Origin of the sequence: Vibrio sp. SCSIO 43153, assembly GCF_023716625.1 — a bacterium.
In the GTDB taxonomy this organism is placed as follows: Bacteria; Pseudomonadota; Gammaproteobacteria; order Enterobacterales; family Vibrionaceae; genus Vibrio; species Vibrio rotiferianus.
The window spans coordinates 1161935-1187513 of sequence record NZ_CP071856.1 but is presented as its reverse complement, the minus strand read 5'-3'; the positions used below and the strand labels follow the sequence as shown (position 1 = coordinate 1187513).

Below are 25579 nucleotides of genomic sequence, written 5' to 3'. Positions count from 1 at the left end.
AAGTAGTAATGAAACATAAATGAAACAAATACTTTCTTATGCAATTGGTGGTATTTGTGGTTAATTCTTAAGCAAGATCACATAAAAAAAGGGAACTTTTCAGTTCCCTTCATAATTTGTGTGGAGTTTTGCGTGTTACAACTGCCAGCGTGCGAGTGGCTTCTCAGTTTTGATACCTTTGCTTCCCCAACGGTCAATAACGTCAATTTGCAGTATGCGATCCTGTGCTACTAATGAAATCAGTGTTTTTGACGGTCGCTTATCTGTGATCAACCACAGAGTTTTATCTTCCTCAAATTGAGCTTTTAAAGATAGTTTCTCTTTGTCAGTCCATTCCAATTCAGGTTTGAATTGACGATCGACAACAAACAATTGATTACCTGATGCGAAATCTTCTAACGATTTTCCCAACAATACCACCGAATCGATCTCTTTTTCGAAAATGACTTCTTGTTGTTGATTAATAAGCTCTCGTACATTCAACATCAATGCTTGTTGGTTCTTCTCAATTCGCTCTTGATATTGAGGGTATATTTTTTGCAGATCCTCACCGACAATCGCAGCCATCCGAATCAAGTTGGTCGGGTTCATCCAGGCAAATTTAGACGTTTCGCCGTTTTCTAGTTTCAACGCCGCAACCCCTTGCGCCCTTGGAGAAATAGCTTGGGAAGCATCAACCTCAATTAGGCGAACATTCCCCTGTCGAGCATAAACAAAGGTAGGATCTTGATGCCAAATAGCCCCCAACGTGATCGCAACTGTTGCATCCTGTCCCGCTTTAATCACTTGTTGCTGACCCTTGCTCCCAAACCAGTTAACTAAACGCTCAATGCCATATCGCTTAGGTGGTAAGTAACTAGTTTCAATGCCTGTGCCTTGCATCAACTGCTGTGACAGCATGTAAGTGACAGGGGTACTGGTGAGAATGTCTTTAGCAACAGTAAGTGGCGTATATGCGCTCGCTACTATTATGCCCAACCCGATGATTAGCTTTTTCGTATTCATATTTAGATACCTGACTAGGCTTTACGTACGATGCGGTACATCGTTGCGGTTAAAAAGAAAATGGCAGAAACGATAATGATCGAAGCGCCAGATGGCACCGGAAGTTCCAACTCCATCGGTAAGACCGTCCCCACCAAGCATGCGATGGTTGCGAGTAAGGATGACAGCAACACAAAGCTACCCATTCTCTTAGTAAGTAGACGTGCTGTAGCCCCTGGGATAAGTAGCAGCGCGCCCACTAACACGGCACCAATGATCTTCACTGCCGCAATGGTGACAAGCGTGATCATCATAACGAACAGGTAGTCGTAGAAGCTGGTATTAAAGCCTCGAACACGAGCAATATCTGGGCTGATGCAAGTCAACAAAATGCGGTTAAATGTCGGGATCAGCAACAATAAAATGATCAAGCAACTCACCGCCAAAATCGTAATATCTCTGTCTGTCACCGTCAGGATTGAGCCAAACAGAACGTTCTCTAACATGTGGATATTGATTTTTCGTGCCACATACATCAGCAAGGCAGCACCAACTGCCAAAGCCAGCGCGAGGAATACCCCGACGAGTGTATCGTATGGAACATTGGTTCGATTTCGCACGAAATGCAGCAATAAAGCGAAGATCATGCAGAAACTAAACAGTCCAATAAATGGATTTTCTGGTGGCTCGCCCAGCAGGACACCAATCGCAATACCAGTCAGAGCTGCGTGACCGACGGCTTCAGAAAAGAACGCCAAACGCTTGGCAATCACCAACGTGCCCAAACCGCCCAACAAAGGCCCCAAAATTAACGCAGCGACAATCGCGTTAACCATAAACGCATAAGCAAAACTGTCGCTTAACCAACCCGCTTCAACGCCATGCAGGGCCAGTTCTCTTAACCAATCCATTATGCAGCCTCCACTTTCGCGGTGTAGTGCTTAAACAGAGACTCAATTCGCTCTGGGCTTAACACTTCAGAGTGATGTCCTGACGCGACTATCTGACGATTCACAACATGGACTTGGGCATCCAAACGACGCACAGCCGTTACATCATGATGTACAGCGAGAACTGTTTTCCCCTCTGCAACCACTTCATGAATCAAACCCTCTAGGTAACGAACCCCTTGCTCGTCCATACCTGTTGTTGGCTCATCTAGGACAAGTAAACTTGGGTCGTCTAGCAAAGCTTGAGCAAACAATACCCGCTGTTGTTCACCACCTGATAGTTGTCCCATGCGACGGTCACTGCGCGCTGCCATCCCCACTCGCTCTAACTGAGCCAGTGCTTGTTGAGTTTGCTTAGACTTACGTCGCCAAAACAGCGGAACGCGTGTTTGATTCAGCAATACAAAGTCCATGACTGTCAGTGGCAGACTGGCTTCAAACACAGCCTTTTGAGGCACATAACCAATTTGTCCTGCTTGTTGCGTCTGCTTTGGATCTGGCCAATGTACCGAGATATCACCCGTAAAAGGCGTTAAGCCCAACACTGAACGCAAAAGGGATGTCTTACCACCACCGTTAGGCCCCATAATGACGTGGCATTGCCCCGCCTCGAACTGGGTTTGAATACCTTGCAGAATGAGGTTGTCACCATATTTCAGGCCTACCCCGTTAAGAGAAATAGAAGGACCTGGCATCACGCTTTCTCCTGCGCGTGTTTGCTTGCGACGAACTTCATTGCTTCAATAAGCGTCGCGACGTTTTCACGCATTTCAACTTCAACCTTATTGGCTTCGTACTCGCCATGGGTCATATGAGAAAAACGGTAAAGCTGTACGCCAGTCGCTTCTTCGATCGTATCGACAAAGCGGTTAGGCATATTGAGTTCGTAAAACAGCACATCAATGCCAGATTGACGGATCTTCTCGATGGTTTCTTGAAGTTGGCTAGCACTTGGCTCAACACCGTGTGCTGGTTCAATCACCGCTGCAACATCGACACCAAACTCTTGCAAGATATAACCGTAAGCATTGTGTGTGGTCGCAACCTTCATGCCTGCCGTATCTAACTGCCCAAGTGACAACATGGCATCACGCTTTAGAAGGCGAAACGCTTTGGCGTACTTTCGCGCATTTTTACGGTAAAAAGCGGCATTTTCTGGGTCAAGTTTGCTCAGCTCACTCGCAATGGTGTAAACCTTTTGAATCGTAGTCGATAGGCCAACAAACGTATGTGGATTCACCGCGCCTTTGCCGACTGATTGCCCCATTGCTGGTAACAGCGGTACTTCTTTGTTTGCTTCTATCACCACTAGGTCATCACGTTGAGCCGCTTGGATCACTTTTAGTGCAAAATCGTCATGGCCAATCCCATTCACGACAATCACATCCATTTGGTTCAAACGCTTAAGATCATTCGGTTGTGGCAAGTAGTTATGAGGATTAAAGCCTGCATCGACCAAAGGAATGATCTCCGCTTTATCTCCGACCACCGCTTTGACATAGCTGTAGTAAGGCTGCAAGGTAATACCTATGTTCAGCTTCTCTGCGAAGGTTGAAGTGGATACGGCCAGTAATGTACATGCCGTTAGAATTCGACGTAAGAAGGCGCGTTTCTTCATAGTTGTTATCATATTGATGGTTACTTATTGAACGTGATGGCTTATTGATCGCAATATTGATGGTTCATAACGACTTAGTGGGCATGCGTAGCAGTGGATGAAGGCATTAAGACAACCTGATACCAGCCATTTTGCTTTCGCTCGTCTTGCTGGATAAGGTGACTCAATTGCCCCAGTGACTCTGATGCAGAGAGCCAGATATCGGCTTGCTCATGACGACTATCTAAGAGCATCGAAGCCGAGCCCTTTTCACCTTGTCTCACACCAATGTAAAGACCTGCATCCAGTTTTTGCCACTCATGAGAGCCTTTGCGCTGCCAGCTTTGGTCTTTAACAAATGGAGCAACCCAAAACTCTTCCAGCTCACTGATTTCTGGCCATTGGCCTTCATCAATACGAAGATCACGGATTTCCTCATGTGCAAGTTTGAGATCAGCAATCATGGCAAGCTCTTCTTGTTCAAGATCGGTAATCAATACTTGATGTGCGAGTGCTTCAGTATGCTCTGATTCGGTTTGATGATAAGGCAGCAAAAGCGTTGATATGGCGAGAATGCCAGCAATGGTCAGAGCAACCCATTTGCCTTCACGACTGCCATTATCTGGGCGAACTTTCTGCGTAATCATTTCTCTTTTAACTCAACCACATCCACTTCTACTGGGTTTTCATGACCAGCATCGAAGACAAGGTAGAAGTCCGTTTGAGGATGAGTAAATTCAGCAATCGAACGCTTGTCTGTGGTTACTTTGGCTATCAAGTTGTCATCGTAATCGTACATCTCAACATCGTAATCCACTGCAGTTGAACCATCAGAGTAGCCCGCTTCGCATATCACTTTTTCTTGCTCTAGATGGCAACTCATCAATGGAAAATGCGCCGCTGCTTGAAAGGAAATAAAACCAGCAAAAATAGCTGAGACTTTAAGAATTGAAAGGTTTTTCATGGTGTATCCAAAATGGCTCAGTGTTTCACTGAGCCAAGCTTTGATTAGTTAAGTTGCGTTTCAAAAGTCAGATGAACATTCACACTGGCTTTATCTGCTAGTGGGTCGTTTTTCAGCTCACCTTTGTGGTTGGCTTTCATCAGGTAACGGCCCGCCACTTCCGGCGTGAATGTAATTTTGCCGTCTTTATCACTCACTACATCGATTTGCTCTTGATGGTTGCGGTAAAGCGTACCTTCACGAGTAATTTCCGCAGTCACACCTTGTTGAGGTTCCCCATTAAAGAAAAATTGGAAGATCACTTCTTCACCTTCAATGATGTCTGAAGGGTGCGTAAGCGGCTTCATCTCAAGCAATTTGCCTTCAATTTCCAATGCTTTTTCTGTTGGCATGCCCACTGTTACGTAGCTTTCCGCACGGGTGTAGCTTAGCTGAGTCACCACATCACGCGCTTTTTCCGGAATAACGCTCGCACGGTCAGCTTTACTCGCTTTTGCCCATTTAACCGTGTCACGACGTCCTGCTTTATATTGGGTGTAGTAGCTAGGTTGATTGTTGATCGCGACCTTGTGTGTGCCTTCCTCTTCGAAATAGAAGTCAAACATCGAGCGGCGTTTGCCACGCACAACAAAGTTAGGACGCTCAGAACGGCCATCCGGCATGATCACAAACGCTTGCTCACTGCCTGCTGGTTTATCAAAAACAAACGTCCCATGAGATGCGGTCACATCGAACGTGAGCCAATCACCACCTTCTTTCGATACCGTGAAATGAGAAGGTAGAACCCAACGTGGGTGCGCTTGTGCTGTTGTCGCCGCTGCTAACCCCATCGCCATTACGCTTGCGAGTGCCACCGCTTTCATTTTTGCTTTCATTATTATTCCTTCTCTATCACTTAACTTGGTAATTGACGGTGATTACGCCCGTCTCTTCCGTTGGTTTGATTTGGTAGCGCACTTCACTGTCCGCCAACTGCATTTTTTGACGTACATAATTGCGGCCACCGTGTTCACGTACCACTTCTACGTGCAGCGTGTAGTTACCTTGCTCAAGGCGTTGGCCATCATCATTAGTACCATCCCAAACGAATCGGTATTGGCCTGCTGGACGGGTGGCTGACGTTACAGCATCGACGAGTTCACGATCATAACGACCCACTTTGCGCCACCAGCTACGAAGATCTTTTAACCACTCATCTTTACCTACCCAAAGTTGAATGGTTTTGACTGGTTTACGCTTTTCATCTTCGATCCACACTGCGACATAAGGTCTTGCATACATCGAGGTATCAATCTTTGGTAACTCAAACTCAAAATCGACTTTGGCATTATCAGGAAAAGGAGCTGCCAGCAGAGGCAAAGGTGCTAAGGCAGCAATCAAAGCTACTTTGCAAAAGGAGTTGTGACGAAAGAATCGACCTTTGTTTAACATCGGATTTTCTCTGAATAGGCCGCTATGGCACAGCAGCAAAATAAATAATAAGTGACAACACAGTGCCAAAAGACATCCACTGCATTGAGGTTCTAAAAGTCTTCTTCTTTGGAAGTAGCAGACACACACCAGTCAAAACAAAAAAGACCATCAGCAAAGCTGTGATATCAATAAACCACTTCCAAACATCTCCGCTATTGCGACCTTTATGTAGGTCGTTTAATAGTGCGACAATGCCGTAATTGGTGGTTTCTACTTCAGCTTCACCGGTCGTCATATCAACAAATACCGTCGCGTTGTAACCTGGACCTTTGAAATCCAAAGAAAGCTCACCAATGAGCAGCTCGCCGTCCTCAACCTCGGTGTACACATCAAGTGCTGATGGCGTGCCTCGTAAGTCTGTTTCTTGGGTGAGGAAACTCAGTAGTGCTGCTCGATTAGGTTGAAAACTTCCCTCGTTAGCAAAGAGTTGTTCATTCGGAATGGTCAGCGTGTGTTGCTGAATGATGGGTTCACTGCGCTCGAACAGTTCTGGGCGATTTAGTGTGATGCCAGTTATCGCAAAGAACAGCGTCACCAATAAAAGAGCCATAGAAATGTAAATGTGCAGACGGCGGGCCCAAGTTTGCACACCTTTGCTTTTGAGCAACATAGGAAACAATCATCACCAATAAATGAGGGCTCAATTTAGGTGATAATCATTCGTATTGGCATTTAATTTACATTGTTTACGTTTAGAGTAAACGTCAGGCTCCCGCTAAAAACAACGGGAGCAGATAAAGAGAAGTTTATCGAGCTAAAATGGGATAAGTGAAGAACACCAAATGGCAGAAGTTAAATAAGAAATGGGCTAACACCGCGCACCATAAACGGCCAGTGAAATGAAATACCAGTCCGTAGCCCAGTCCCGTCAACGTTGCGAATACAATAAGTAGAGGACCAGCAGCAAAGTGAGCCAAGCCGAACAAGATGCTAGCGATGACCAAACCTAGTCGCCAATCAAAACGGCGGGAAAATGATTGCTGTACAAACCCTCGGAACAGCGCTTCTTCAGCCACACAAGTAAGTATTAGGTTGTTCAACGCAAATAGCCACCACCATGATGGCAGACTCAACTCCGGCTTTAATGCACCAAGCATAGCGGCAATAGGCAGCAGCGAAAGCAGCAGAATCATCACCAGCAATGCAGGCTTTACTCTGCCTTTAGCCTCTCCGCCCAGCAAAAAAGGATAAGCGAGAAAGAGAGCAAAGAGAGCCAGCGGCTTGTCTAAATTCAGATACATCGAGAAAGGTGCGCTCAGTGGACCTGCCGTCACTTTGTCAAGAACTTGCAGATTATTGAAACCCGGAATGACATGCACAAAGAGCATCACACACCAAATAATCACAACGCTCCAGCCCAAATAATAAACGGGCTTCGTTTTTTGGTTCGACGCCAACATGGGCAGTCGATACGCAACACCCAAAACCACTAAAGTACTTACGAATGCGGTGAGCTCTATCCGACCGATAAACAGAGCACTCAGCAAAGTGAGTCCAAGTAAAACCAGAGCAACCACCTTTTGCCGAAAAAACACCGCACCTATCGCTAGTATAAGTGGGCCCCATAGCCAGATAGCAGAATCGAGATTCATAGTACTGTCCTTATAAGAAAAACTGACGTTCCAGTCTTAACGCTGAATGGAGGTAATATAACGTTATGATATTTAAAAACAGATCGAACCAGATTCACTGTTTACAAACAAAAAGACCCGAGAGTTATCCCGGGTCTTTCGAGCACCAATACGTGCCTATTTACAATTGGACTTAGCTATTCTGGCTCGCTTTTGCTTTGCGCAGTTGAGACAAGTATTTCACCCAACTCTCTGCTTGGGTTGATGGCTCAATCTCGTTCGCGCGCTTGGCATTCGCTAACGCATCTTCTAGACGTTTCAGCTTATAGTAAGCACGAGTCTTCACTAATGCCACATCAGCTTTACGCCCAGAAACCTCGTCCAAGGCAACTAGCGCATTTTTGTATTGCCCCTCTTGAACAAGCAGTTGAGACAAGTTCCAGTAATATTGACGGTCCAACTTTGCAGCCACGCGCCAACTTGCAATCGACTTATCCCATTCCTTGGCCATCTGCCAGTACGTTGCTTGTTGTGCTTTAAGTTTGCTGTCTGAGTTTATGTCATTCAGCTCACCTAATATTTGTGCAGCTCGCTCTGGAATACCACGCTTGCCATACAACTGAGCGAGAAGCCTCAAATCACCTTGGTTCAACGCGACACCTTGCAATTTTGCAAGAGCGAGAGAATCCAGAGCACGCTTGTCATCACCAACACGTAAATACAGAGCAACAAGCTGTCGCCACCATTCCACACGCTCAGGCTCAATCGCAATCAGGCGTTTAATCGTAACAATGGCAGGTTTCCACTTTTTCAGCTCAAGCTCTGCAGACAATTTGATCGACAGAGGCGCCATCTCATCTGGCTGGCCCAGTTTCTCATAACGAGCCATTGCAGAGAGCACTTTGTTCCATTGACTCAACTGATAGTGAGACTGCGCGATGCGCAACCAAATATCGTGCGCTTTTTGAGTCTTTGGCACCGATTTGCTCAAGTCGTAGTAGTGAGGCAGAGCTTTAGAAAACTGCTGCTCATTTAACAGCATATCCGCTAACATTTTTCGTGTTTGCCAAGCTTGCTCGTCATTCAAAAGACCGCTATTTACTGCGATCTCCAATTGCTTGATAGCAGGCTTAACTTGCTCATTCTGCCAGTAGAAAATACCCAGCATGCGAGCAACAAACGCTTGATCATACTCACGAGATAAGTCGAGACCTTCGAGCGTGGAAATGGCTTCTTGCAGCTTTTCTTCTTGCGCCAGGTTGTGAGCACGTTGAACACGAGTCGCCGTGTACTGACTCAGTTCATTCGCGACAGTGGTAAAAGCGCTCAGGCTTAATACCGCTCCGATTAAGAATTGCTTCATCATTTAGCTAACTTGAACTCCACTCTTCTGGTTTGCCCAAAGCGCTCGACCGCTACACCATTTTCAACCTTCGGCTGATACTTCGACTTTTTCAATGCACGAATGGCTTCTTTCTCGAACATTCTCTTAGGTTTAGCATCTATCACTTCAATGTCTTTAGGACGGCCTGTCGCATCAATAGTAAAGCGCATCGTCACGTAGCCTTCGATCTTCCGCTTAACCGCTTTACTTGGGTAACGAGGCTCTGGGCTGTAAAGCATTATCGCCTGTTGGTTGCCCATGCTGCCTTTTAAGTTCGGCGCACTGATCGCGATACCATCCAGCGCAGTATTCAAACCCAATGCGCTGATTGGCGTTACTTGGCTCATTGGCTCTACTTGGGTTTCCGCTTGAGACACGTCCATCGGCTCTGGCGATTCTGGTGGTTCAGGCTGCTCAGGTACAGAGCGTTGACGACGTTGAACATCAGCATCATTCTCTACCATCACCATATCAAAGCGCACCGCCTCCGAAGGTTTAGGTGCACGTTGATTGCCCTTATCGACCATCCACGCCATAAAGCTAAACAAGCTCACCGCGATCAAAACTGATGCTGGTAGCGCGAGTAATAGCCTTTTCATTAAGGTTTCTCCGCCGCCAAAGCAATGTTCTTCACACCAGCGCCCTTCGCCGCATCCATGACTTTCACAACCGTACCATTGTAAGCATGCTCATCAGCTTGAATCACAAGCGATGCATCTGGCTGCTCAAGCAATAGGTGCTCGATGGTGGCTTCCACACGCTCGATATCCACCAAACGTTTATCGATGTACACATCATTTGCAGCAGTTACCGCAATAAAAATGCCCGCATCTTTTTGACTAACGACATTCGATGCTTGAGGGCGATTCACTTCCACACCAGACTCACGCACAAATGAGCTAGTCACAATGAAGAAGATCAACATGATGAAGACAATATCCAGCATCGAGGTTAAGTCGATCTGTGCTTCATCCTGTCGATTGGTTCTACGTCCGAGTCTCACTTCTGACTCCTTAAAGATTGTTCTAACTGGAGGGCTTTGCGTTCACACACTTTGCTTAAGCGCGCATGCACAAACATGCCAGCAAGTGCTGCGACCATACCTGCCATGGTTGGCAACGTCGCAAGTGAAATACCAGAAGCCATCAATTTAGGATTGCTGCTGCCTTGTGTGGCCATCACATCAAAAACCGTAATCATACCTGTTACCGTTCCTAATAGACCTAGCATTGGACAAATGGCCACAAGGACTTTAATCGTTGATAGGTTTTGACGCAGTTCAATGTGCGCTTTAGCTATCCATCCTTCGCGGATTTGATGCGCGTACCAAGAGTGATGATCGGCTCTTGCTAACCACTGCGCACAAAGCTGTTTCTTCACCTTTGGAAATTCCATTGTTAGGTAAAGAACACGCTCCATAACCAGTAACCAGCACACCGCAACTACGGCTGCCAACCACCATAGGATTTGGCCACCTTGCTGCATAAAGCGCATCAAGGTTGAGGCCCAATCCTCACTGATCAAACCCAATGTGTTGAGTAGGATCTGCTCCATTACGCTGCGTTCTCCGCTACTGTATTCGGTGCTTTTTGGCCTTTTGGCATATCACGCTCAGCTTGTTCTGCCACAAGGCCAATGCCTTGCTTCTCAAGAATATTGCGAATGTTCTCTGCTTGAGAGCTTAATACGTTGTGTGCCAGAAGCAACGGCATTGCTGCAACGAGACCAAGTACAGTGGTCACCAATGCCATTGAGATACCACCAGCCATCACTTTCGGGTCACCGTTACCAAACTGAGTGATCACTTGGAACGTTTCGATCATGCCTGTTACTGTACCCAGTAGACCAAGCATCGGCGCCAGAGCCGCAAGCAGTTTCAGCATTGATAGGCCTTTCTCAAGGTGCGTTTGCTCATCCACGACAGCTTCTAGTAGACGAAGCTCAAGCGCTTCTACACTGCGGTGCTTGTCTTTGTGGTAAACCGCTAAGATACGACCGAGTGGGTTATCTTCTGGTTGAGCTGGATTCTTAAGCTGTTTGGCGATTTTCTGACGAGCAATCATTAGTGACACACCGCGAACCAACGCGATGATCAAACCAATCGCTAACAAGCCAAGAATGATCTTACCAACCACACCACCTGCGTTCAGGCGATCGGCCATGGTTGGTGAATTTGCTAATTGCTCAAGTAGAATGCCACGAGATGGGTCAATCACTACGGCATCGATTTCACCAGCCTTTACGCTGCTTGCCGTTGGACCATTCTCTGGTTGGCGGAGATAGCTAACTGCATCACCGCGTTGACCATTCCATTTTACGTAACCCGCATCGTTCAACAGCGCCATTGAGCCAAGGCGGACACCATCAACGGTTTGCTCACGCCCTTCACCATCAAGCAATGAGAAGGACACGTTCGCTATCTCGCCACTTGCTTTGACTTGCTCTTCCATGCTGCGCCACATTGCTTGAAGCTGTGGCAATGTTGGTAGTGATTTAGCGGCAACAATGTCGGCGATATTTTGCTGGTAAGAGTTTGCGTCTACACCAGTAACAGAGTGCTTAAGTTCTGCTTCCAGTTCTTTTGCATTTTGGCGAACCACACCAAACAACTCACCTAAGCTGCCTGTTTCAAGGCGCAGTTTTTCTTCTAGCTGTGCAAGCTCTGCTTCATTTTCACTGAACGTCACGCCAAGCGTGTCAGCTTCTGCCTGTAACGCTACACGCTCTGCTACAAGCTTGTTTTTCATTGCTTGCAGCTCTTGTTGAGTTTGCTTAAAGCCAGACTCACGAGCCACGTTGTGTGACTGCTGTTGGCGGTTCTCTTGCTGTGCTTTCTGCAGCAAAGTATCGCTTGCAAATGTGGTGTGCGGTAGAAGCGCAGCGCTAGAAATCAATGCGACTGATAGCCATTTCTTCATCATTTATTTGCCCTCCGCAACGTTTAGAGACACAGGCAAAGTAAGCATGCTCGGTGCAATCTGTTTGTTCGCCATCGCGAATGCGTTATCGAGTTCTGCTTTCTGTTCCGTTCCAACGGCTTGCCATGCTTTTTGTTGCTGAGACCAACTCCAGAAATGTTCACCTGACAGGCTGCGCGCAATAAGCGACACACGGCCTAGGTAAAGAATATCGGCTTCAACTTGATCGTTGCTGTCCAAAGCAATCTTACCTTGGTAAACACCGATCTTAGTGCCATAGTCCATTTCAATTTGGTACGCTTCTAGAATTCGACGGAATTTCTCAGCATCCGCGACGTCCGCACGGGTCATCATGGCATCGAGTTTAGCAATACGCTCTTCACGCTGTGCTTTGCGAATAGGCTTATCATTAGCCACGATCGTTTTAAGGCCATCGAGCATGTGGTACATCAAAGGCACTACGCCTTGACGAGTCTGAGCGATCTGCTCAATTTGCTCATTCAAACTTGCTACTTCGTCATTCTGACTATCGACAAGATTTGACAGGTGATCACGATAAATCTTCAAGTTGCTGACTTCTTCTTGTAGCTGCTCAATTTCAGCTTCTAGAGACAAAGACTTCTCTGCACTTGCATCAATGCGCTTTTGGCTCACTGCCGACGCTTGGTTTGTTTTACTCTGCACTGCTTGTGCATCGTTAAGATTTTCCGCGTGAACGGGAATCAAAACCGATGAGATCAACAGAGCGATACTTGATTTCATTAGATTCATACGAGTTATATTTCTGTTTTCCAAAAACGACTAAAGGGGAAGACTCTTCTTCCCCTTTAAAAATCAGATTGTTATCAGTATTTGAACTGGATTGTCGCCATGTAGTTTCGGCCCTCACCTATCACTACATTACTCGCTCCCGCTTGATCACCATTTGTGCTACCGCCACCTGCTAAGTAGTCAGTATCGAATAGGTTTTCCACGTTGAATCGAGTTACTATGTCCAACTTCTCATCATACTTGTGTGTGTATGACACGCCCATATCAATACGTGCATACCCATCTTTCTTAAATGTGTTCGCCGCGTCGCCGTAGCGCTCACCTTCATAAATCAATCCCAGGTTTACGTTGGTGTTGTTCTGAACTTTGTAGCTCGACCAAACACTTGCTGAAAACTCCGGAACGTCTGCCGGACGGTTACCTTGGTAGTACTTACTTCTGGTCAATTCTGCATCCAAGTACATTGCAGAAGCAGTCAGAGATAGCTCATCAGTAACGAAACCTTGCGCTAGGATCTCCGCACCTCGGTGCACTTGCTCACCATCTTGCGTCGCTAGCTCCATGCCAGGGTTGTTTGGATCGTTAACATCTATTCGAACATTTTCCAAAGTAATGTCAAACAACGCACCAGTTAGGTATAAACGCTCATCAAACAGTTCCCATTTAGTACCTACTTCGTAAGATATACCGCGCTCAGCCTCTAGCTCCTCACCATCATTGGTAAAGTCAGTATCACTCACTGCACCTTGTGGCATAAAGCTTTCAGAGTACTGGACATAGATTGAACCGTTGCTCGCAGGATGAAAGATAACGCCTAGCTTTGGTGATACTTGGCTCTCAGTTAATGTATCACTACGCTTTTCATCGTAACGAACACCCGCTAGTACTTGCCAATAATCGTTGATTGTCATCATGTTTTGCGCGTAGATACCCCAAGTATCATATTCGCTGGTCGGCCACTTTTTAGAGCTTGTTGGCTCTGGCTTAACAACGGTTTCGCCCGCAGGGACGTACGCTTGCTCATGGAATGCCATAAAACGGTCGTAGCTGTAATCCAGATAGTTTGCGCCAACTAAAAGCGTGTTTTCTGTGCCAAATAGTGAAAAATCTGTCGTCACATCTACGTACGCAGTATCAAATACCCAGTTATCAGAACGCTCGTTACCTTTGTGCTTAACCGTACCGTCTTTTTCGTACATATCGAATTTCGGGTAAGACTCCACATCAAAACGTTTGAAATCTTGACGGTTATAACCCGCTTTCACATTTACGTTATCTGTAACTTGCGCGTTAATGTCGATACCGTAGTTTTCTACATCGTTATCGATCTTCGACCATTGTGCATCCCAAATATACTTGTCTCCAAGCACAGGCTTACCGTCTACGATGTAAGCACCTGAATCCACACTGCCTTCATCTTTGGTACGGTCATAATGTGCAGAAACCATCACGTTTTCAGTGATGTCGTACTCCACAACTAAACCACCAACAGCACGGTCCGTTTCTGGCTCGGTACCGTCACCGTATTCGCGCCATGAGCCGTAGCTTTCTTTTGCAAGAATGGCGCGAGCACGTAGCGTCTCTTCTTCATTCAATGCACCACTCACGTCTAGTACTGTACGAGAATGATCGTTTGAACCGATATCTTGGCTCAAGCTTGCTTGCGTTTCTGTTGTTGGCTTCTTCGAAACCATGTTCACAAGGCCACCCGGCTCAGACTTGCCGTAAAGTAGGCCTGAAGGACCCTTAAGAACTTCAACTCGCTCTAAAAGCTCAATTGGTTGACGGTAGTGAGACCAGTGCTGACGACCATCGCGAAGAAAGCCATCTGAGCTGCTTAGTTCAAAACCACGTAGTGAGAAGCGCTCACGGTTACGGCTTGTACCGCCCGCACTAACACTCGCGTCATTTTGTAGGACTTCACCTAGTGTGCTTGCACGTTGCTCATCGATTACTGCTTCATCAATAACAGCAACTTGCCCTGGAGTTTCCAGTTGCGTCATTTCCATACGCATTGCTGTTGTGTTGGTATCCGCTTTGTAACCAAATTCACGACCTTCAACTACGAGGTGTTCATCTGTTGCTTGAACTTCTGCCACTGCAGGCGCTGCTAACACCGCACCAATCACTAATGCCAATTGGCTCTTAGTAAACATATCCTTTTACTCCGACTGTGTTTCGGAATTCACATATACCTTACGTGATTCCTTAATAGTTATTTTTCAGGAGAATATAAGTGATAACTATTACTATTTGCATTAAATTTACATTCTTTGCATTCGTAAAGGTTTGTAAAGAGCTCGTGTTCAATTTGCTTCGTGAACTAGATGTAAATCACATTTTCCCTTTACTATGATTTAGCCTACTGTCTGAACAGCAAGGTAACGGCAAGTCCACCTTCAGGACGATTAGATGCAATGACTTTGCCCCCCATCATTCTCATCGACTCTTTTACTATCGCTAGCCCCAGGCCATAACCACCGAGCTTTTTGTCGCGAGATGCATCTAAGCGGGTAAATGGGTCAAATATATCTGACAGTTTATCTATGGGGATACCTGGACCATCATCAGAAATGGTCACCGCCAAATAACTATGCTTATCGGCGGTTTTATTCGATAACGAAACATCAATCTGAGCAGTATCCCCTGCGTACTTGATCGCATTACCAATCAGATTGTTTAAACATCGAACCACTAAAGTGTCATCACACTGTGCCTTTGTTCTTGTTGCTTCACAATCAAATGAAAGCTTCTGCCCAGCTTTCAAATCTATTTTGCAACGCTCTACTTGAGGGGCAAGCAAGAGCTCCAAGTCACTGCGTTTTAACTCCGTATCATAGCGTGCATTTTCTAACCGACTGAACTCCAGAATCTCTCCTATAAGGTGATTAAGCTCATTGGCTTCTTCTTCCATACGATTCACTAGACTCTGTTCGCTATCACCGACACGCTTTCTTAACAGGTGTAATACCAAATTCTGACGGGCAAGAGGCGTACGTAACTCATGAGACACGTCGCGGATTAGACGACGTTGCTTTTCCGCCAACGAGTGGATCTCTTTGGTCATGTGATCAAAGTCTCGAGCCAGTTCATTGAATTCGCGCGTGTTTGATTTCAGTTCAGCAACCACGCTCACGTTGAAATCACCAGCCGACAGCTTCTTGCTGGCTTCTCTAAGTCGATCCAAAGGCTGTTGTAGATTCCTTGCCATCAACAGCGAAAAGAGAGCTAAAATGACCGCAGCAATGATTACCTTAAGTATTGAAAAGTAGAGAATGAAATCATGGGCTGGGTGCAAACGGTGCGGTAGCTGAATGACTAAGCTATTGTTACCAATAAGAGGAATACTGAAAATAGGTCTACTGACTTTACCTTCTAGCTGCTCGTCTAAACTCCTTTTGAATTTCAACTTAAACTCAAAATGAGGATGCATTAGGCGATGCGTTATTGGGTGTTGGTTTTCATTTAAAACGAACAAATAAAAATGCTGAGCATTGGCCCAATCCGCCAATTCATCCATGTCCCCCTCTTCAATCAACACGTTGGCTTGATGAGCCAAATCCAGCATTTCAGTTTTGACTGCTGCTGGCACTTTAAGCATCGCTTTAACCAATGCTTGCTCAGCAACAGCTTGGACGGCCAAAATGCTAATGACGATGGCCGTCATATAACTAAAAAGTTGAAATGCAAGGCTGTCTCTGCGCTTAGCGATGTAGGATGGGCACACAAACTTCATTAGCTCGTCACAGCCTCTAGGTAGCTATAACCTTTACCACGAAACGTTTTAATATGCTGTTTAGACAAACCAGCTTCCACCAGTTTTCGACGTATATTACTGATATGCATATCCAGATTACGATCAAACGGGCTTAGTTCTTTCTTTAAAACTTCGGTTTGCAGCTCAGCTTTAGAGACCACAATACCCTGATTTTTAACCAGATAACCAAGCAAATCAGCTTCAGTACCTGTCAATGGCAAGCTGTTTAGTTGACCACTAATACTTTGTACAGTGCTGCACATCGCTTGTCGCTGACGTTCCAAACCTACTCGGCGAAGAATCGCTTTTATGCGCATCAACAGCTCAGCGACATTAAATGGCTTACCGATGTACTGGTCGGCCCCAGCTTGATAGCCATCTAACATTGAATTCTCATCATTTAGCGCGGTGAGCATCAGAATCGGAGTGGCAAAGCGTTGACAAATACGACGAGCAACTTGCATACCATTTAGGTTTGGCAGCATCACATCAAGAAGAACCAAGTCAACTGGTGTTTTTTCCATATACTGCAACGCATTTTCACCGCAATGCACAGAAGAAACGGTATAACCCTCTTCTTGCAATACTGCCTCTAACAATTCACACAACGGAACGTCGTCATCTACGATCAAAACTCGAGACATGTTCAATCACCACTCAAATAAAAATGGTTCGCATTCTATTACTCATTTACACATTAAACAACCATAGTTTTTGTGGTTTTTATTTCGAAAAACAGCACAAAAAAAGCCCACTTTTCAGTGAGCTAATTCAAGATTTGTTCGTTATATATAATATCTGCTAAATCAGCACTTTAGACCTGTCACTTTAGCAACATCTTCTACGATACCGCGCAAGTTGCTACCAATGGAATGCAAGGTGTCCAATTCTTCATCTGTAAATGGGTGAGTAAGTACTGACTCTGCACCTTTTTTACCAACAATTGTCGGTAAGCTGAGCACCACACCTTCTACCCCATATTGCCCGGTCATCATAGTACCGACAGGAAGGACGGAGCGCTCATTAATCTTAATAGCCTGAATAATACGAAATACACTCGCGGCAATACCATGAACCGTATTTTGTTTACGGCGAAAGATCTCGTAACCAGCTTGTTTGACAGCTTCGAGTAATTCATCGGCATCAATACGCGCTATATGGTGTGTATCACAATAGTAGTCTGCGGGTTGCCCTGCAATGGAAATGAGACTTTTAGGCGTGAAGCAGTTACTACCGTGTTCACCAAGAACGTAGCCAAAAATGTTCTTAGGATCCAAATCAACACGATTTGCGACGATACTCATCAAACGTGCCGTATCAATCACACAGCCACTGCTAATGACTCTGTTGTGATCGAAACCAGTATTAGCCGCGATGAAGTGTGCGACAATATCAGAAGGATTAGAAACAACAATCAATGTTGCATTAGGAGCAACTCGCTCAATCTTTCGAGCAATTTCAACACCAATCTTAGCGTTAATTTCTGCAATATCGATTCGAGTCTGGCCTTGTTTAATCTGCGCGCCTGCAGTAATCACAGCAATATCAGCACCTAGGAGATCTAGATAATCATCGGTAGGAATAATGTGGGTGTTTTTAGAGAACGTAAGTGCAGCAGTATGACGGAAGTCGAAAACCTCCCCTTCGGCACGCTCTAAGTTTTGATCCAGTAGAACCAATTCACTTACGCTACCCATGGTCAGTAAGTAATTACATACTCCGACACCCACGGCACCAGCGCCAATTACACCAATCTTCATACTTCTCTCCCTGAAAATATAGTTACACCCTCTCTTAATATTCACCCTAAAAGCGTGGGATGCGAGAGCATAAAAGTCCAATTACTTTATGATACCTAGAATACTTATCTAAGCTAGTCTTTCTCTATTCGATCGAGTTTGAATGATGGCAATTTCGTCTTTGTGTTCATAAATAAAAAATAATCCCATACATTTCGACTCTAGAAACGAAAAAGGAGTACAATTCTTTGCAGTTTCTTATTGAGAATAGACGTATATGACAACGCTATTGATTGGCCACCGAGGTGTGGCAGGTAAGTATCCAGAAAACACGAAAGCCAGTATTCAAGCCGCCATTGATATGGGACTGCATTGGGTTGAAGTAGATGTTCAACCAACCAAAGACAACGTACTGGTAGTTTGTCATGATCACACAGTAAACCGTTGTAGCAATGGTCGAGGTCGAGTTGACCAAATGACCTTATCAGAACTTCGAACGTTGGATTTTGGTCGCTGGTTTAGCGATGAGTTTGTCAATGAATCCATCATGACATTATCAGAGCTGCTAGAGCTCGCAGCAGAAAATAACCTGAACCTCAATATTGAAGTAAAAGTCGATCACCATTCCGCAGAAGATGTTGCTCAAATAGTCGCTCAAACGCTCTCTGAAAGTCCATTAGCTCATGAGCGCATCCTTTTATCAAGCTTTAGTCATGATGTGATTAGAGCACTACACAAGCACTGTACTGGCTATCGGTTAGGAGTATTAAGTGAGTTCTTTACTCGTCAAGATAAGCTGTTGCTGGAAGAGGTAAATGCTTACAGCTGCAACCTCAATATTAACTGGGTGCGTTCACGCCAAATCAATAAACTACAACAAGCGGGCTATAAGGTGATGTGCTATACGGTCAACAACCCAAATAAGCTAAAACACTTACCAGCCTTGGATGGCATCTTTAGCGATCACCCTAGCCGATTCATGTCTAATTCATAATATTGGAATCTGGAACTTCATTACCATTCAATGGTAATTGGGGTTCCCATTTTGACCAACTTGATAAACTCATCCATCTCTTCGTTGGTAATAGCGATACAACCATTGGTCCAATCAAAGCTTTGAATAAACTGAGGGGATTGCGTCTCACCATTCTTGAGACCATGAACCTTTATGTCTCCACCAGGAGATACACCTCGTCGATGGGCCTCCAAACGGTCAATCGCATCTGGGTAACTGATGTGGACAGAACGATAGAAAGCAGAATCATTAATCACATAATCTAGGGTGTAATCACCTTCTGGGGTTCTATTATCCCCTTCTTGCTGTTTGTGTCCTTTGGGATTAGCGCCTAACGCAATTCGGTATTCTTTCACCACCTCGCCATTTTCCATTAGGTACATTCTGCGCTTAGATTTGTCTACTTTGACCAAATCTACAGCAGCCTGCGTAAGAGGGATAAAAAAACAACACAAGATTAAAGACAACCATTTTACTGACATCGCCAGAACGCCTAACTCTTACAACTTAAGGGAACACCAAAGAGCAGCCATGCTAATCATAAGGTAATACCAAAGCAAACTTAATATGTACAAATATCACTACTTATTGCAACCAAGTTATATTACTTTATAAGGAGATTACTTTATAAATTCAGCACAAATAGAGAGGGTATTATGCTTAACATCGCTTTTTTCAGTGCAAAATCCTATGACGAAGCCTCTTTCAATAAAATCAAAAATCATCGGGACTTCGAGTTCCACTATCACGATTTTCGATTGACCTCTAAAACAGCGAAAATGGCGCAAGGTTGTGAAGTGGTATGTGCCTTCGTTAACGATGACTTATCTGCACCTGTACTTAAACAGCTTTCTCTAAACGGTACTAAGCTTATCGCTATGCGCTGTGCTGGTTTTGACAAAGTAGATTTAGAGGCTGCAAAGGAGCTAGGCCTGCAAGTAGTTCGCGTTCCAGCCTATTCCCCAGAAGCCGTCGCTGAGCATACGGTCGGTATGATGATGTGCCTGAATCGCCGACTACATAAAGCGTATCAGCGTACACGTGATGCAAACTTCAACCTAGAAGGCTTGGTCGGTTTCAACTTCTATGGAAAAACCGTAGGCATTGTTGGCACCGGTAAAATTGGTATCGCGACTATGCGTATCTTCAAAGGCTTAGGCATGGAACTGCTTTGCTATGACCCTTATGAAAACCCACTTGCACTAGAAATGGGCGCTCGCTACTGTTCTCTCGAAGAAATTTACGCCAACGCAGACGTCATTTCTCTCCATTGCCCTATGAGCGAAGAAAACTACCACTTATTGAATGAGCAAGCCTTCTCTCAAATGAAAGATGGCGTCATGATCATTAATACTAGCCGTGGTGAATTGCTTGATTCAGTCGCCGCTATTGAAGCACTAAAACAGGGCAAAATTGGCGCACTAGGTTTAGACGTGTATGACAATGAAAAAGACCTATTCTTCCAAGACAAATCAAACGACGTAATTGTCGATGACGTGTTCCGCCGCCTATCCGCTTGTCACAACGTATTGTTCACAGGGCACCAAGCCTTCTTGACTCATGAAGCGCTGAACAACATAGCTTCAGTAACTTTAAACAACGTTGATGCTTTCTTTGCGGGCAATGCGTCAGGCAATGAACTGATCAACTAAATCCTTTGATCGAGCAGTATAGTAGAGCGTTGAATTTCAGCTATGCTATACTCCTCGACCAATAAAAATTTGAGCCTAATTACCATGAGCATAAAAACTGATATTCAAAAGCTGCACAACCGTTTAGATACTTGCCAACGTAAACTTGATGCGGCTCGCTCTCGTGGTGATCACGAAATGATTACTAAGTTCACGAATGAAGTTGAAGATCTAACAAAGAAACTGAACCAACTTAAGCATAAGCAAACTTACGAGCTAAACAAAGAGCGTAAGAGCCTGCTTGATATGCCATTCTCTCGTGAAATCACTAAAGCGGAACAAGCGGATATCGGCAAACTTAAGAAGCGTGTGAAAGGTCTTGTTATCGTTCACCCACTGACTAAAGTTGGTAAAGAGCTTCGCCTAGACGTAATGACAGGTTTTGCTCCAAAAGAGTTCTAATAACTCGACCAAGCAACAATTACTGAAAAGCCCGAGCTGTTAGCTTGGGCTTTTTTGTACCTAAAATTCATAAAGTTAAGCTTAGGGCAACCACCATTATAGATAATAGGTGACACTGCAACCTGTTCGTTTTCAAATTCCCGTTATGGTAAGGCTTTAGCTAATTTTCAAATACTGAAAACGACAAAACCCCGCTATTTCTAGCGAGGCTTCTTAATCGTTCTGAGAGTTGGGACTCGATCGACTAGAGATTTGATGCAAATCCCGTCTAATTCTCAAACGTCAGAAATGACGAAAGCCCGTTGATTTCTCAACGGGCTTTCTGTGTAGTGGCGGAGAGATAGGGATTTGAACCCTAGATACGCTATTAACGTATGCCGGTTTTCAAGACCGGTGCTTTCAACCACTCAGCCATCTCTCCACAAATTGTTACTAAAATTTAGTCTTACTTAAATAATGCTAAATCTCAGTTTTGCCTTTAGATTTATCTAAAAGCGATATTAAAGCCTGGCGATGTCCTACTCTCACATGGGGAAGCCCCACACTACCATCGGCGCTAATTCGTTTCACTTCTGAGTTCGGAATGGAAGTCAGGTGGGTCCAAATCGCTATGGTCGCCAAGCAAATTCTTTAATTCGGAAAGCTGTTTTTCGTTCTTAACACATTCAATGTTCTTACATTGAGTCCATCAAAACCCCTTGGGTGTTGTATGGTTAAGCCTCACGGGCAATTAGTACAGGTTAGCTCAACGCCTCACAACGCTTACACACCCTGCCTATCAACGTTCTAGTCTCGAACAACCCTTTAGGATACTTAAAGTATCAGGGAAGACTCATCTCAGGGCTCGCTTCCCGCTTAGATGCTTTCAGCGGTTATCGATTCCGAACTTAGCTACCGGGCAATGCGTCTGGCGACACAACCCGAACACCAGAGGTTCGTCCACTCCGGTCCTCTCGTACTAGGAGCAGCCCCCTTCAATCTTCCAACGCCCACGGCAGATAGGGACCGAACTGTCTCACGACGTTCTAAACCCAGCTCGCGTACCACTTTAAATGGCGAACAGCCATACCCTTGGGACCGACTTCAGCCCCAGGATGTGATGAGCCGACATCGAGGTGCCAAACACCGCCGTCGATATGAACTCTTGGGCGGTATCAGCCTGTTATCCCCGGAGTACCTTTTATCCGTTGAGCGATGGCCCTTCCATTCAGAACCACCGGATCACTATGACCTGCTTTCGCACCTGCTCGAATTGTCATTCTCGCAGTCAAGCGGGCTTATGCCATTGCACTAACCTCACGATGTCCAACCGTGATTAGCCCACCTTCGTGCTCCTCCGTTACGCTTTGGGAGGAGACCGCCCCAGTCAAACTACCCACCAGGCACTGTCCGTAACCCCGATAAGGGGTCGACGTTAGAACATCAACACTACAAGGGTGGTATTTCAAGGACGGCTCCACCAACACTGGCGTGCTGGTTTCAAAGCCTCCCACCTATCCTACACATGTAGGGTCAATGTTCAGTGCCAAGCTGTAGTAAAGGTTCACGGGGTCTTTCCGTCTAGCCGCGGGTACACTGCATCTTCACAGCGATTTCAATTTCACTGAGTCTCGGGTGGAGACAGCGTGGCCATCATTACGCCATTCGTGCAGGTCGGAACTTACCCGACAAGGAATTTCGCTACCTTAGGACCGTTATAGTTACGGCCGCCGTTTACCGGGGCTTCGATCAAGAGCTTCGACCGAAGTCTAACCCCATCAATTAACCTTCCGGCACCGGGCAGGCGTCACACCGTATACGTCATCTTACGATTTTGCACAGTGCTGTGTTTTTAATAAACAGTTGCAGCCACCTGGTATCTGCGACTCTCAATAGCTCCATCCGCAAGGGACTTCACCGTCGAGAGCGTACCTTCTCCCGAAGTTACGGTACCATTTTGCCTAGTTCCTTCACCCGAGTTCTCTCAAGCGCCTTGGTATTCTCTACCCGACCACCTGTGTCGGTTTGGGGTACGATTCCTTACAATCTGAAGCTTAGAGGCTTTTCCTGGAAGCATGGCATCAATGACTTCACTACCGTAGTAGCTCGACGTCGTGTCTCAGCCTTAAGAAGAGCCGGATTTACCTAACTCTTCAGCCTACGCACTTGAACCTGGACAACCGTCGCCAGGCCCACCTAGCCTTCTCCGTCCCCCCATCGCAATTGTAAGAAGTACGGGAATATTAACCCGTTTCCCATCGACTACGCCTTTCGGCCTCGCCTTAGGGGTCGACTTACCCTGCCCCGATTAACGTTGGACAGGAACCCTTGGTCTTCCGGCGAGGAGGTTTTTCACCCCCTTTATCGTTACTCATGTCAGCATTCGCACTTCTGATACCTCCAGCAAGCTTTACAACTCACCTTCAACGGCTTACAGAACGCTCCCCTACCCAATGAAGTAAACTTCATTGCCGCAGCTTCGGTTTATAGCTTAGCCCCGTTACATCTTCCGCGCAGGCCGACTCGACTAGTGAGCTATTACGCTTTCTTTAAATGATGGCTGCTTCTAAGCCAACATCCTAGCTGTCTAAGCCTTCCCACATCGTTTCCCACTTAGCTATAATTTGGGACCTTAGCTGGCGGTCTGGGTTGTTTCCCTCTCCACGACGGACGTTAGCACCCGCCGTGTGTCTCCCGGATAGTACTTACTGGTATTCGGAGTTTGCAAAGGGTTGGTAAGTCGGGATGACCCCCTAGCCTTAACAGTGCTCTACCCCCAGTAGTATTCGTCCGAGGCGCTACCTAAATAGCTTTCGGGGAGAACCAGCTATCTCCAGGTTTGATTGGCCTTTCACCCCTAGCCACAAGTCATCCGCTAATTTTTCAACATTAGTCGGTTCGGTCCTCCAGTTGATGTTACTCAACCTTCAACCTGCCCATGGCTAGATCACCTGGTTTCGGGTCTATATCCAGAGACTGAACGCCCAGTTAAGACTCGGTTTCCCTACGGCTCCCCTAGATGGTTAACCTTGCCACTGAATATAAGTCGCTGACCCATTATACAAAAGGTACGCAGTCACACCACGAAGGTGCTCCTACTGCTTGTACGTACACGGTTTCAGGTTCTATTTCACTCCCCTCACAGGGGTTCTTTTCGCCTTTCCCTCACGGTACTGGTTCACTATCGGTCAGTCAGTAGTATTTAGCCTTGGAGGATGGTCCCCCCATATTCAGACAGGATATCACGTGTCCCGCCCTACTCGATTTCACTGAATGTGCGTTGTCAACTACGGGGCTATCACCCTGTATCGCCGGACTTTCCAGACCGTTCGTCTAACGCATATAAAGCTTAAGGGCTAGTCCAATTTCGCTCGCCGCTACTTTCGGAATCTCGGTTGATTTCTTTTCCTCGAGGTACTTAGATGTTTCAGTTCCCCCGGTTCGCCTCCTGCTGCTATGTATTCACAACAGGATACTTGCTTATGCAAGTGGGTTTCCCCATTCGGAAATCCCAGACTCAAATGGTTTTTACTACCTAATCTGGGCTTATCGCAAGTTAATACGTCCTTCATCGCCTCTGACTGCCAAGGCATCCACCGTGTACGCTTAGTCACTTAACCATACAACCCGAAGGAGTTTCGAGTTGCCAATTTACTTTCACTTTAAAAAGTGAAAACAAACGGTCAAATCACCAAAGTTGTCTGCAATTTTTATACATGATGCAGACTCGATTTTGCCGGACTCAATTTTTCTTCTACCTTACTTTGAAAAAGTAAGACAAAAGCCAAGAACACTTGAATGTGCTCGTTTACTTTCATTTTTGAAAAATGAAAACAAACAGTTGGTGTTTGTCATAAAGACAAACATTGAGAACTTTACAATCAACAATAAATTGTTGATTTGTCAGCTTTCCAAATTGTTAAAGAGCAGATTTTCTAATGAAAACCATTTTTAAAAACTCTCAAGAGAGAATGTTTAAAGATGGTGGGCGATACCGGGCTCGAACCAGTGACCCCCTGCTTGTAAGGCAGGTGCTCTCCCAACTGAGCTAATCGCCCACATTAGTTTTACTTCTTGTGGAAGATGGTTTTCAAGATGGTGGAGCTATGCGGGATCGAACCGCAGACCTCCTGCGTGCAAGGCAGGCGCTCTCCCAGCTGAGCTATAGCCCCAGCTTGAAATGGTGGGTCGTGCAGGATTCGAACCTGCGACCAATTGATTAAAAGTCAACTGCTCTACCAACTGAGCTAACGACCCAATGGTATCCCGTAGGGGAGTCGAACCCCTGTTACCGCCGTGAAAGGGCGGTGTCCTAGGCCTCTAGACGAACGGGACACTGGATTGAAGATATTGGGATATCTTCGTCTCTTTTACTTATAAACCG

24 protein-coding genes, 5 tRNA genes and 2 rRNA genes are annotated in these 25579 nt (G+C 45.7%); 3 read left to right on the top strand and 28 right to left on the bottom strand.

Annotated elements, in window-relative coordinates:
* Nucleotides 1-135: 135 nt before the first annotated feature.
* From J4N37_RS21555 to J4N37_RS21460, 20 genes are all read right to left on the bottom strand, one after another.
* Nucleotides 136-1005, bottom strand: a complete 870-nt coding sequence (locus J4N37_RS21555; RefSeq protein WP_252042266.1) for a metal ABC transporter solute-binding protein, Zn/Mn family — start codon at nt 1003-1005, stop codon at nt 136-138.
* 14 nt (nt 1006-1019) lie between these two features.
* On the bottom strand, nt 1020-1895 hold the full coding sequence (locus tag J4N37_RS21550; RefSeq protein ID WP_005432612.1) for a metal ABC transporter permease: 876 nt from the start codon (nt 1893-1895) through the stop codon (nt 1020-1022).
* Nucleotides 1895-2629: a metal ABC transporter ATP-binding protein gene (locus tag J4N37_RS21545; RefSeq protein WP_252042265.1), complete on the bottom strand. Its 735-nt coding sequence runs from the start codon at nt 2627-2629 to the stop codon at nt 1895-1897. Before J4N37_RS21545 ends, J4N37_RS21550 begins: the two co-directional genes overlap by 1 nt.
* Nucleotides 2629-3552 (bottom strand): metal ABC transporter solute-binding protein, Zn/Mn family, encoded by a 924-nt coding sequence (locus J4N37_RS21540; protein WP_182052551.1) that lies wholly within the window; start codon nt 3550-3552, stop codon nt 2629-2631. Before J4N37_RS21540 ends, J4N37_RS21545 begins: the two co-directional genes overlap by 1 nt.
* A 74-nt stretch (nt 3553-3626) precedes the next feature.
* A complete protein-coding gene (locus J4N37_RS21535) occupies nt 3627-4178 on the bottom strand; it encodes a DUF6162 family protein (RefSeq protein ID WP_252042263.1) in 552 nt (183 codons plus the stop codon).
* Nucleotides 4175-4495 carry a hypothetical protein gene (locus tag J4N37_RS21530; protein ID WP_005432620.1) on the bottom strand — a complete coding sequence of 107 codons (321 nt, stop codon included), beginning with the start codon at nt 4493-4495 and terminating at the stop codon, nt 4175-4177. Before J4N37_RS21530 ends, J4N37_RS21535 begins: the two co-directional genes overlap by 4 nt.
* Before the next feature lie 44 nt (nt 4496-4539).
* Nucleotides 4540-5370, bottom strand: coding sequence for a DUF4198 domain-containing protein (locus tag J4N37_RS21525; protein ID WP_252042262.1), 831 nt, complete (start codon nt 5368-5370; stop codon nt 4540-4542).
* 16 nt (nt 5371-5386) lie between these two features.
* On the bottom strand, nt 5387-5926 hold the full coding sequence (locus J4N37_RS21520) for a DUF2271 domain-containing protein (RefSeq protein WP_252042261.1): 540 nt from the start codon (nt 5924-5926) through the stop codon (nt 5387-5389).
* A gap of 22 nt (nt 5927-5948) precedes the next feature.
* Entirely contained in the window at nt 5949-6578 is a 630-nt protein-coding gene (locus J4N37_RS21515) for a PepSY-associated TM helix domain-containing protein (protein ID WP_252042260.1), read from the bottom strand.
* 136 nt (nt 6579-6714) lie between these two features.
* Nucleotides 6715-7560 (bottom strand): CPBP family intramembrane glutamic endopeptidase, encoded by an 846-nt coding sequence (locus J4N37_RS21510; protein ID WP_252042259.1) that lies wholly within the window; start codon nt 7558-7560, stop codon nt 6715-6717.
* Nucleotides 7561-7732: 172 nt separating this feature from the next.
* Nucleotides 7733-8905: a tetratricopeptide repeat protein gene (locus tag J4N37_RS21505; protein ID WP_252042258.1), complete on the bottom strand. Its 1173-nt coding sequence runs from the start codon at nt 8903-8905 to the stop codon at nt 7733-7735.
* Complete coding sequence (locus J4N37_RS21500; protein WP_010453289.1) at nt 8902-9522, bottom strand: energy transducer TonB; 621 nt, start codon at nt 9520-9522, stop codon at nt 8902-8904. Before J4N37_RS21500 ends, J4N37_RS21505 begins: the two co-directional genes overlap by 4 nt.
* The gene (locus J4N37_RS21495) at nt 9522-9926 is read right to left on the bottom strand and encodes an ExbD/TolR family protein (RefSeq protein WP_005432634.1); all 405 of its coding nucleotides are present in this window, start codon (nt 9924-9926) and stop codon (nt 9522-9524) included. The genes J4N37_RS21500 and J4N37_RS21495 overlap by 1 nt, the downstream gene beginning before the upstream one ends.
* Nucleotides 9923-10477 carry a MotA/TolQ/ExbB proton channel family protein gene (locus tag J4N37_RS21490; RefSeq protein WP_071235250.1) on the bottom strand — a complete coding sequence of 185 codons (555 nt, stop codon included), beginning with the start codon at nt 10475-10477 and terminating at the stop codon, nt 9923-9925. The genes J4N37_RS21495 and J4N37_RS21490 overlap by 4 nt, the downstream gene beginning before the upstream one ends.
* Nucleotides 10477-11844, bottom strand: a complete 1368-nt coding sequence (locus J4N37_RS21485) for a MotA/TolQ/ExbB proton channel family protein (protein WP_038883194.1) — start codon at nt 11842-11844, stop codon at nt 10477-10479. Before J4N37_RS21485 ends, J4N37_RS21490 begins: the two co-directional genes overlap by 1 nt.
* Complete coding sequence (locus J4N37_RS21480; RefSeq protein ID WP_171358501.1) at nt 11845-12612, bottom strand: DUF3450 domain-containing protein; 768 nt, start codon at nt 12610-12612, stop codon at nt 11845-11847.
* Nucleotides 12613-12686: 74 nt separating this feature from the next.
* Entirely contained in the window at nt 12687-14768 is a 2082-nt protein-coding gene (locus J4N37_RS21475; protein ID WP_252042256.1) for a TonB-dependent siderophore receptor, read from the bottom strand.
* A gap of 206 nt (nt 14769-14974) precedes the next feature.
* Nucleotides 14975-16348: a sensor histidine kinase gene (locus J4N37_RS21470; RefSeq protein ID WP_252042255.1), complete on the bottom strand. Its 1374-nt coding sequence runs from the start codon at nt 16346-16348 to the stop codon at nt 14975-14977.
* Nucleotides 16348-17013, bottom strand: coding sequence for a response regulator transcription factor (locus J4N37_RS21465; protein ID WP_252042254.1), 666 nt, complete (start codon nt 17011-17013; stop codon nt 16348-16350). The genes J4N37_RS21470 and J4N37_RS21465 overlap by 1 nt, the downstream gene beginning before the upstream one ends.
* A gap of 162 nt (nt 17014-17175) precedes the next feature.
* Nucleotides 17176-18129 carry a lactate/malate family dehydrogenase gene (locus J4N37_RS21460; protein ID WP_252042253.1) on the bottom strand — a complete coding sequence of 318 codons (954 nt, stop codon included), beginning with the start codon at nt 18127-18129 and terminating at the stop codon, nt 17176-17178.
* A 256-nt stretch (nt 18130-18385) separates the two neighbouring features.
* Between J4N37_RS21460 and J4N37_RS21455 the strand changes: the two genes are divergently transcribed.
* Complete coding sequence (locus J4N37_RS21455) at nt 18386-19102, top strand: glycerophosphodiester phosphodiesterase family protein (protein WP_038883185.1); 717 nt, start codon at nt 18386-18388, stop codon at nt 19100-19102.
* Nucleotides 19103-19122: 20 nt separating this feature from the next.
* On the opposite strand, the gene J4N37_RS21450 is transcribed toward J4N37_RS21455, so the two are convergent.
* Complete coding sequence (locus J4N37_RS21450) at nt 19123-19605, bottom strand: L,D-transpeptidase family protein (RefSeq protein ID WP_010453309.1); 483 nt, start codon at nt 19603-19605, stop codon at nt 19123-19125.
* A gap of 174 nt (nt 19606-19779) precedes the next feature.
* On the opposite strand from J4N37_RS21450, the gene J4N37_RS21445 reads away from it, so the two are divergent.
* Nucleotides 19780-20775: a 2-hydroxyacid dehydrogenase gene (locus J4N37_RS21445; RefSeq protein ID WP_010453311.1), complete on the top strand. Its 996-nt coding sequence runs from the start codon at nt 19780-19782 to the stop codon at nt 20773-20775.
* An 84-nt stretch (nt 20776-20859) separates the two neighbouring features.
* The gene (locus tag J4N37_RS21440) at nt 20860-21216 is read left to right on the top strand and encodes a YibL family ribosome-associated protein (protein ID WP_071235255.1); all 357 of its coding nucleotides are present in this window, start codon (nt 20860-20862) and stop codon (nt 21214-21216) included.
* 330 nt (nt 21217-21546) lie between these two features.
* On the opposite strand, the gene J4N37_RS21435 is transcribed toward J4N37_RS21440, so the two are convergent.
* The 7 genes from J4N37_RS21435 to J4N37_RS21405 all read right to left on the bottom strand — a co-directional run bounded on the left by J4N37_RS21435 (nt 21547) and on the right by J4N37_RS21405 (nt 25530).
* Nucleotides 21547-21637: transfer RNA gene (locus J4N37_RS21435), tRNA-Ser, on the bottom strand.
* Between the two features lie 84 nt (nt 21638-21721).
* Nucleotides 21722-21838, bottom strand: a 5S ribosomal RNA gene (rrf, locus tag J4N37_RS21430).
* Between the two features lie 87 nt (nt 21839-21925).
* Nucleotides 21926-24815, bottom strand: a 23S ribosomal RNA gene (locus J4N37_RS21425).
* Nucleotides 24816-25177: 362 nt separating this feature from the next.
* A tRNA-Val gene (locus tag J4N37_RS21420) sits at nt 25178-25253 on the bottom strand.
* A gap of 38 nt (nt 25254-25291) precedes the next feature.
* Nucleotides 25292-25367, bottom strand: a tRNA-Ala gene (locus J4N37_RS21415).
* 9 nt (nt 25368-25376) lie between these two features.
* Nucleotides 25377-25452 (bottom strand) — tRNA-Lys (locus tag J4N37_RS21410).
* A 2-nt stretch (nt 25453-25454) separates the two neighbouring features.
* Nucleotides 25455-25530: transfer RNA gene (locus tag J4N37_RS21405), tRNA-Glu, on the bottom strand.
* Nucleotides 25531-25579 lie beyond the last annotated feature (49 nt).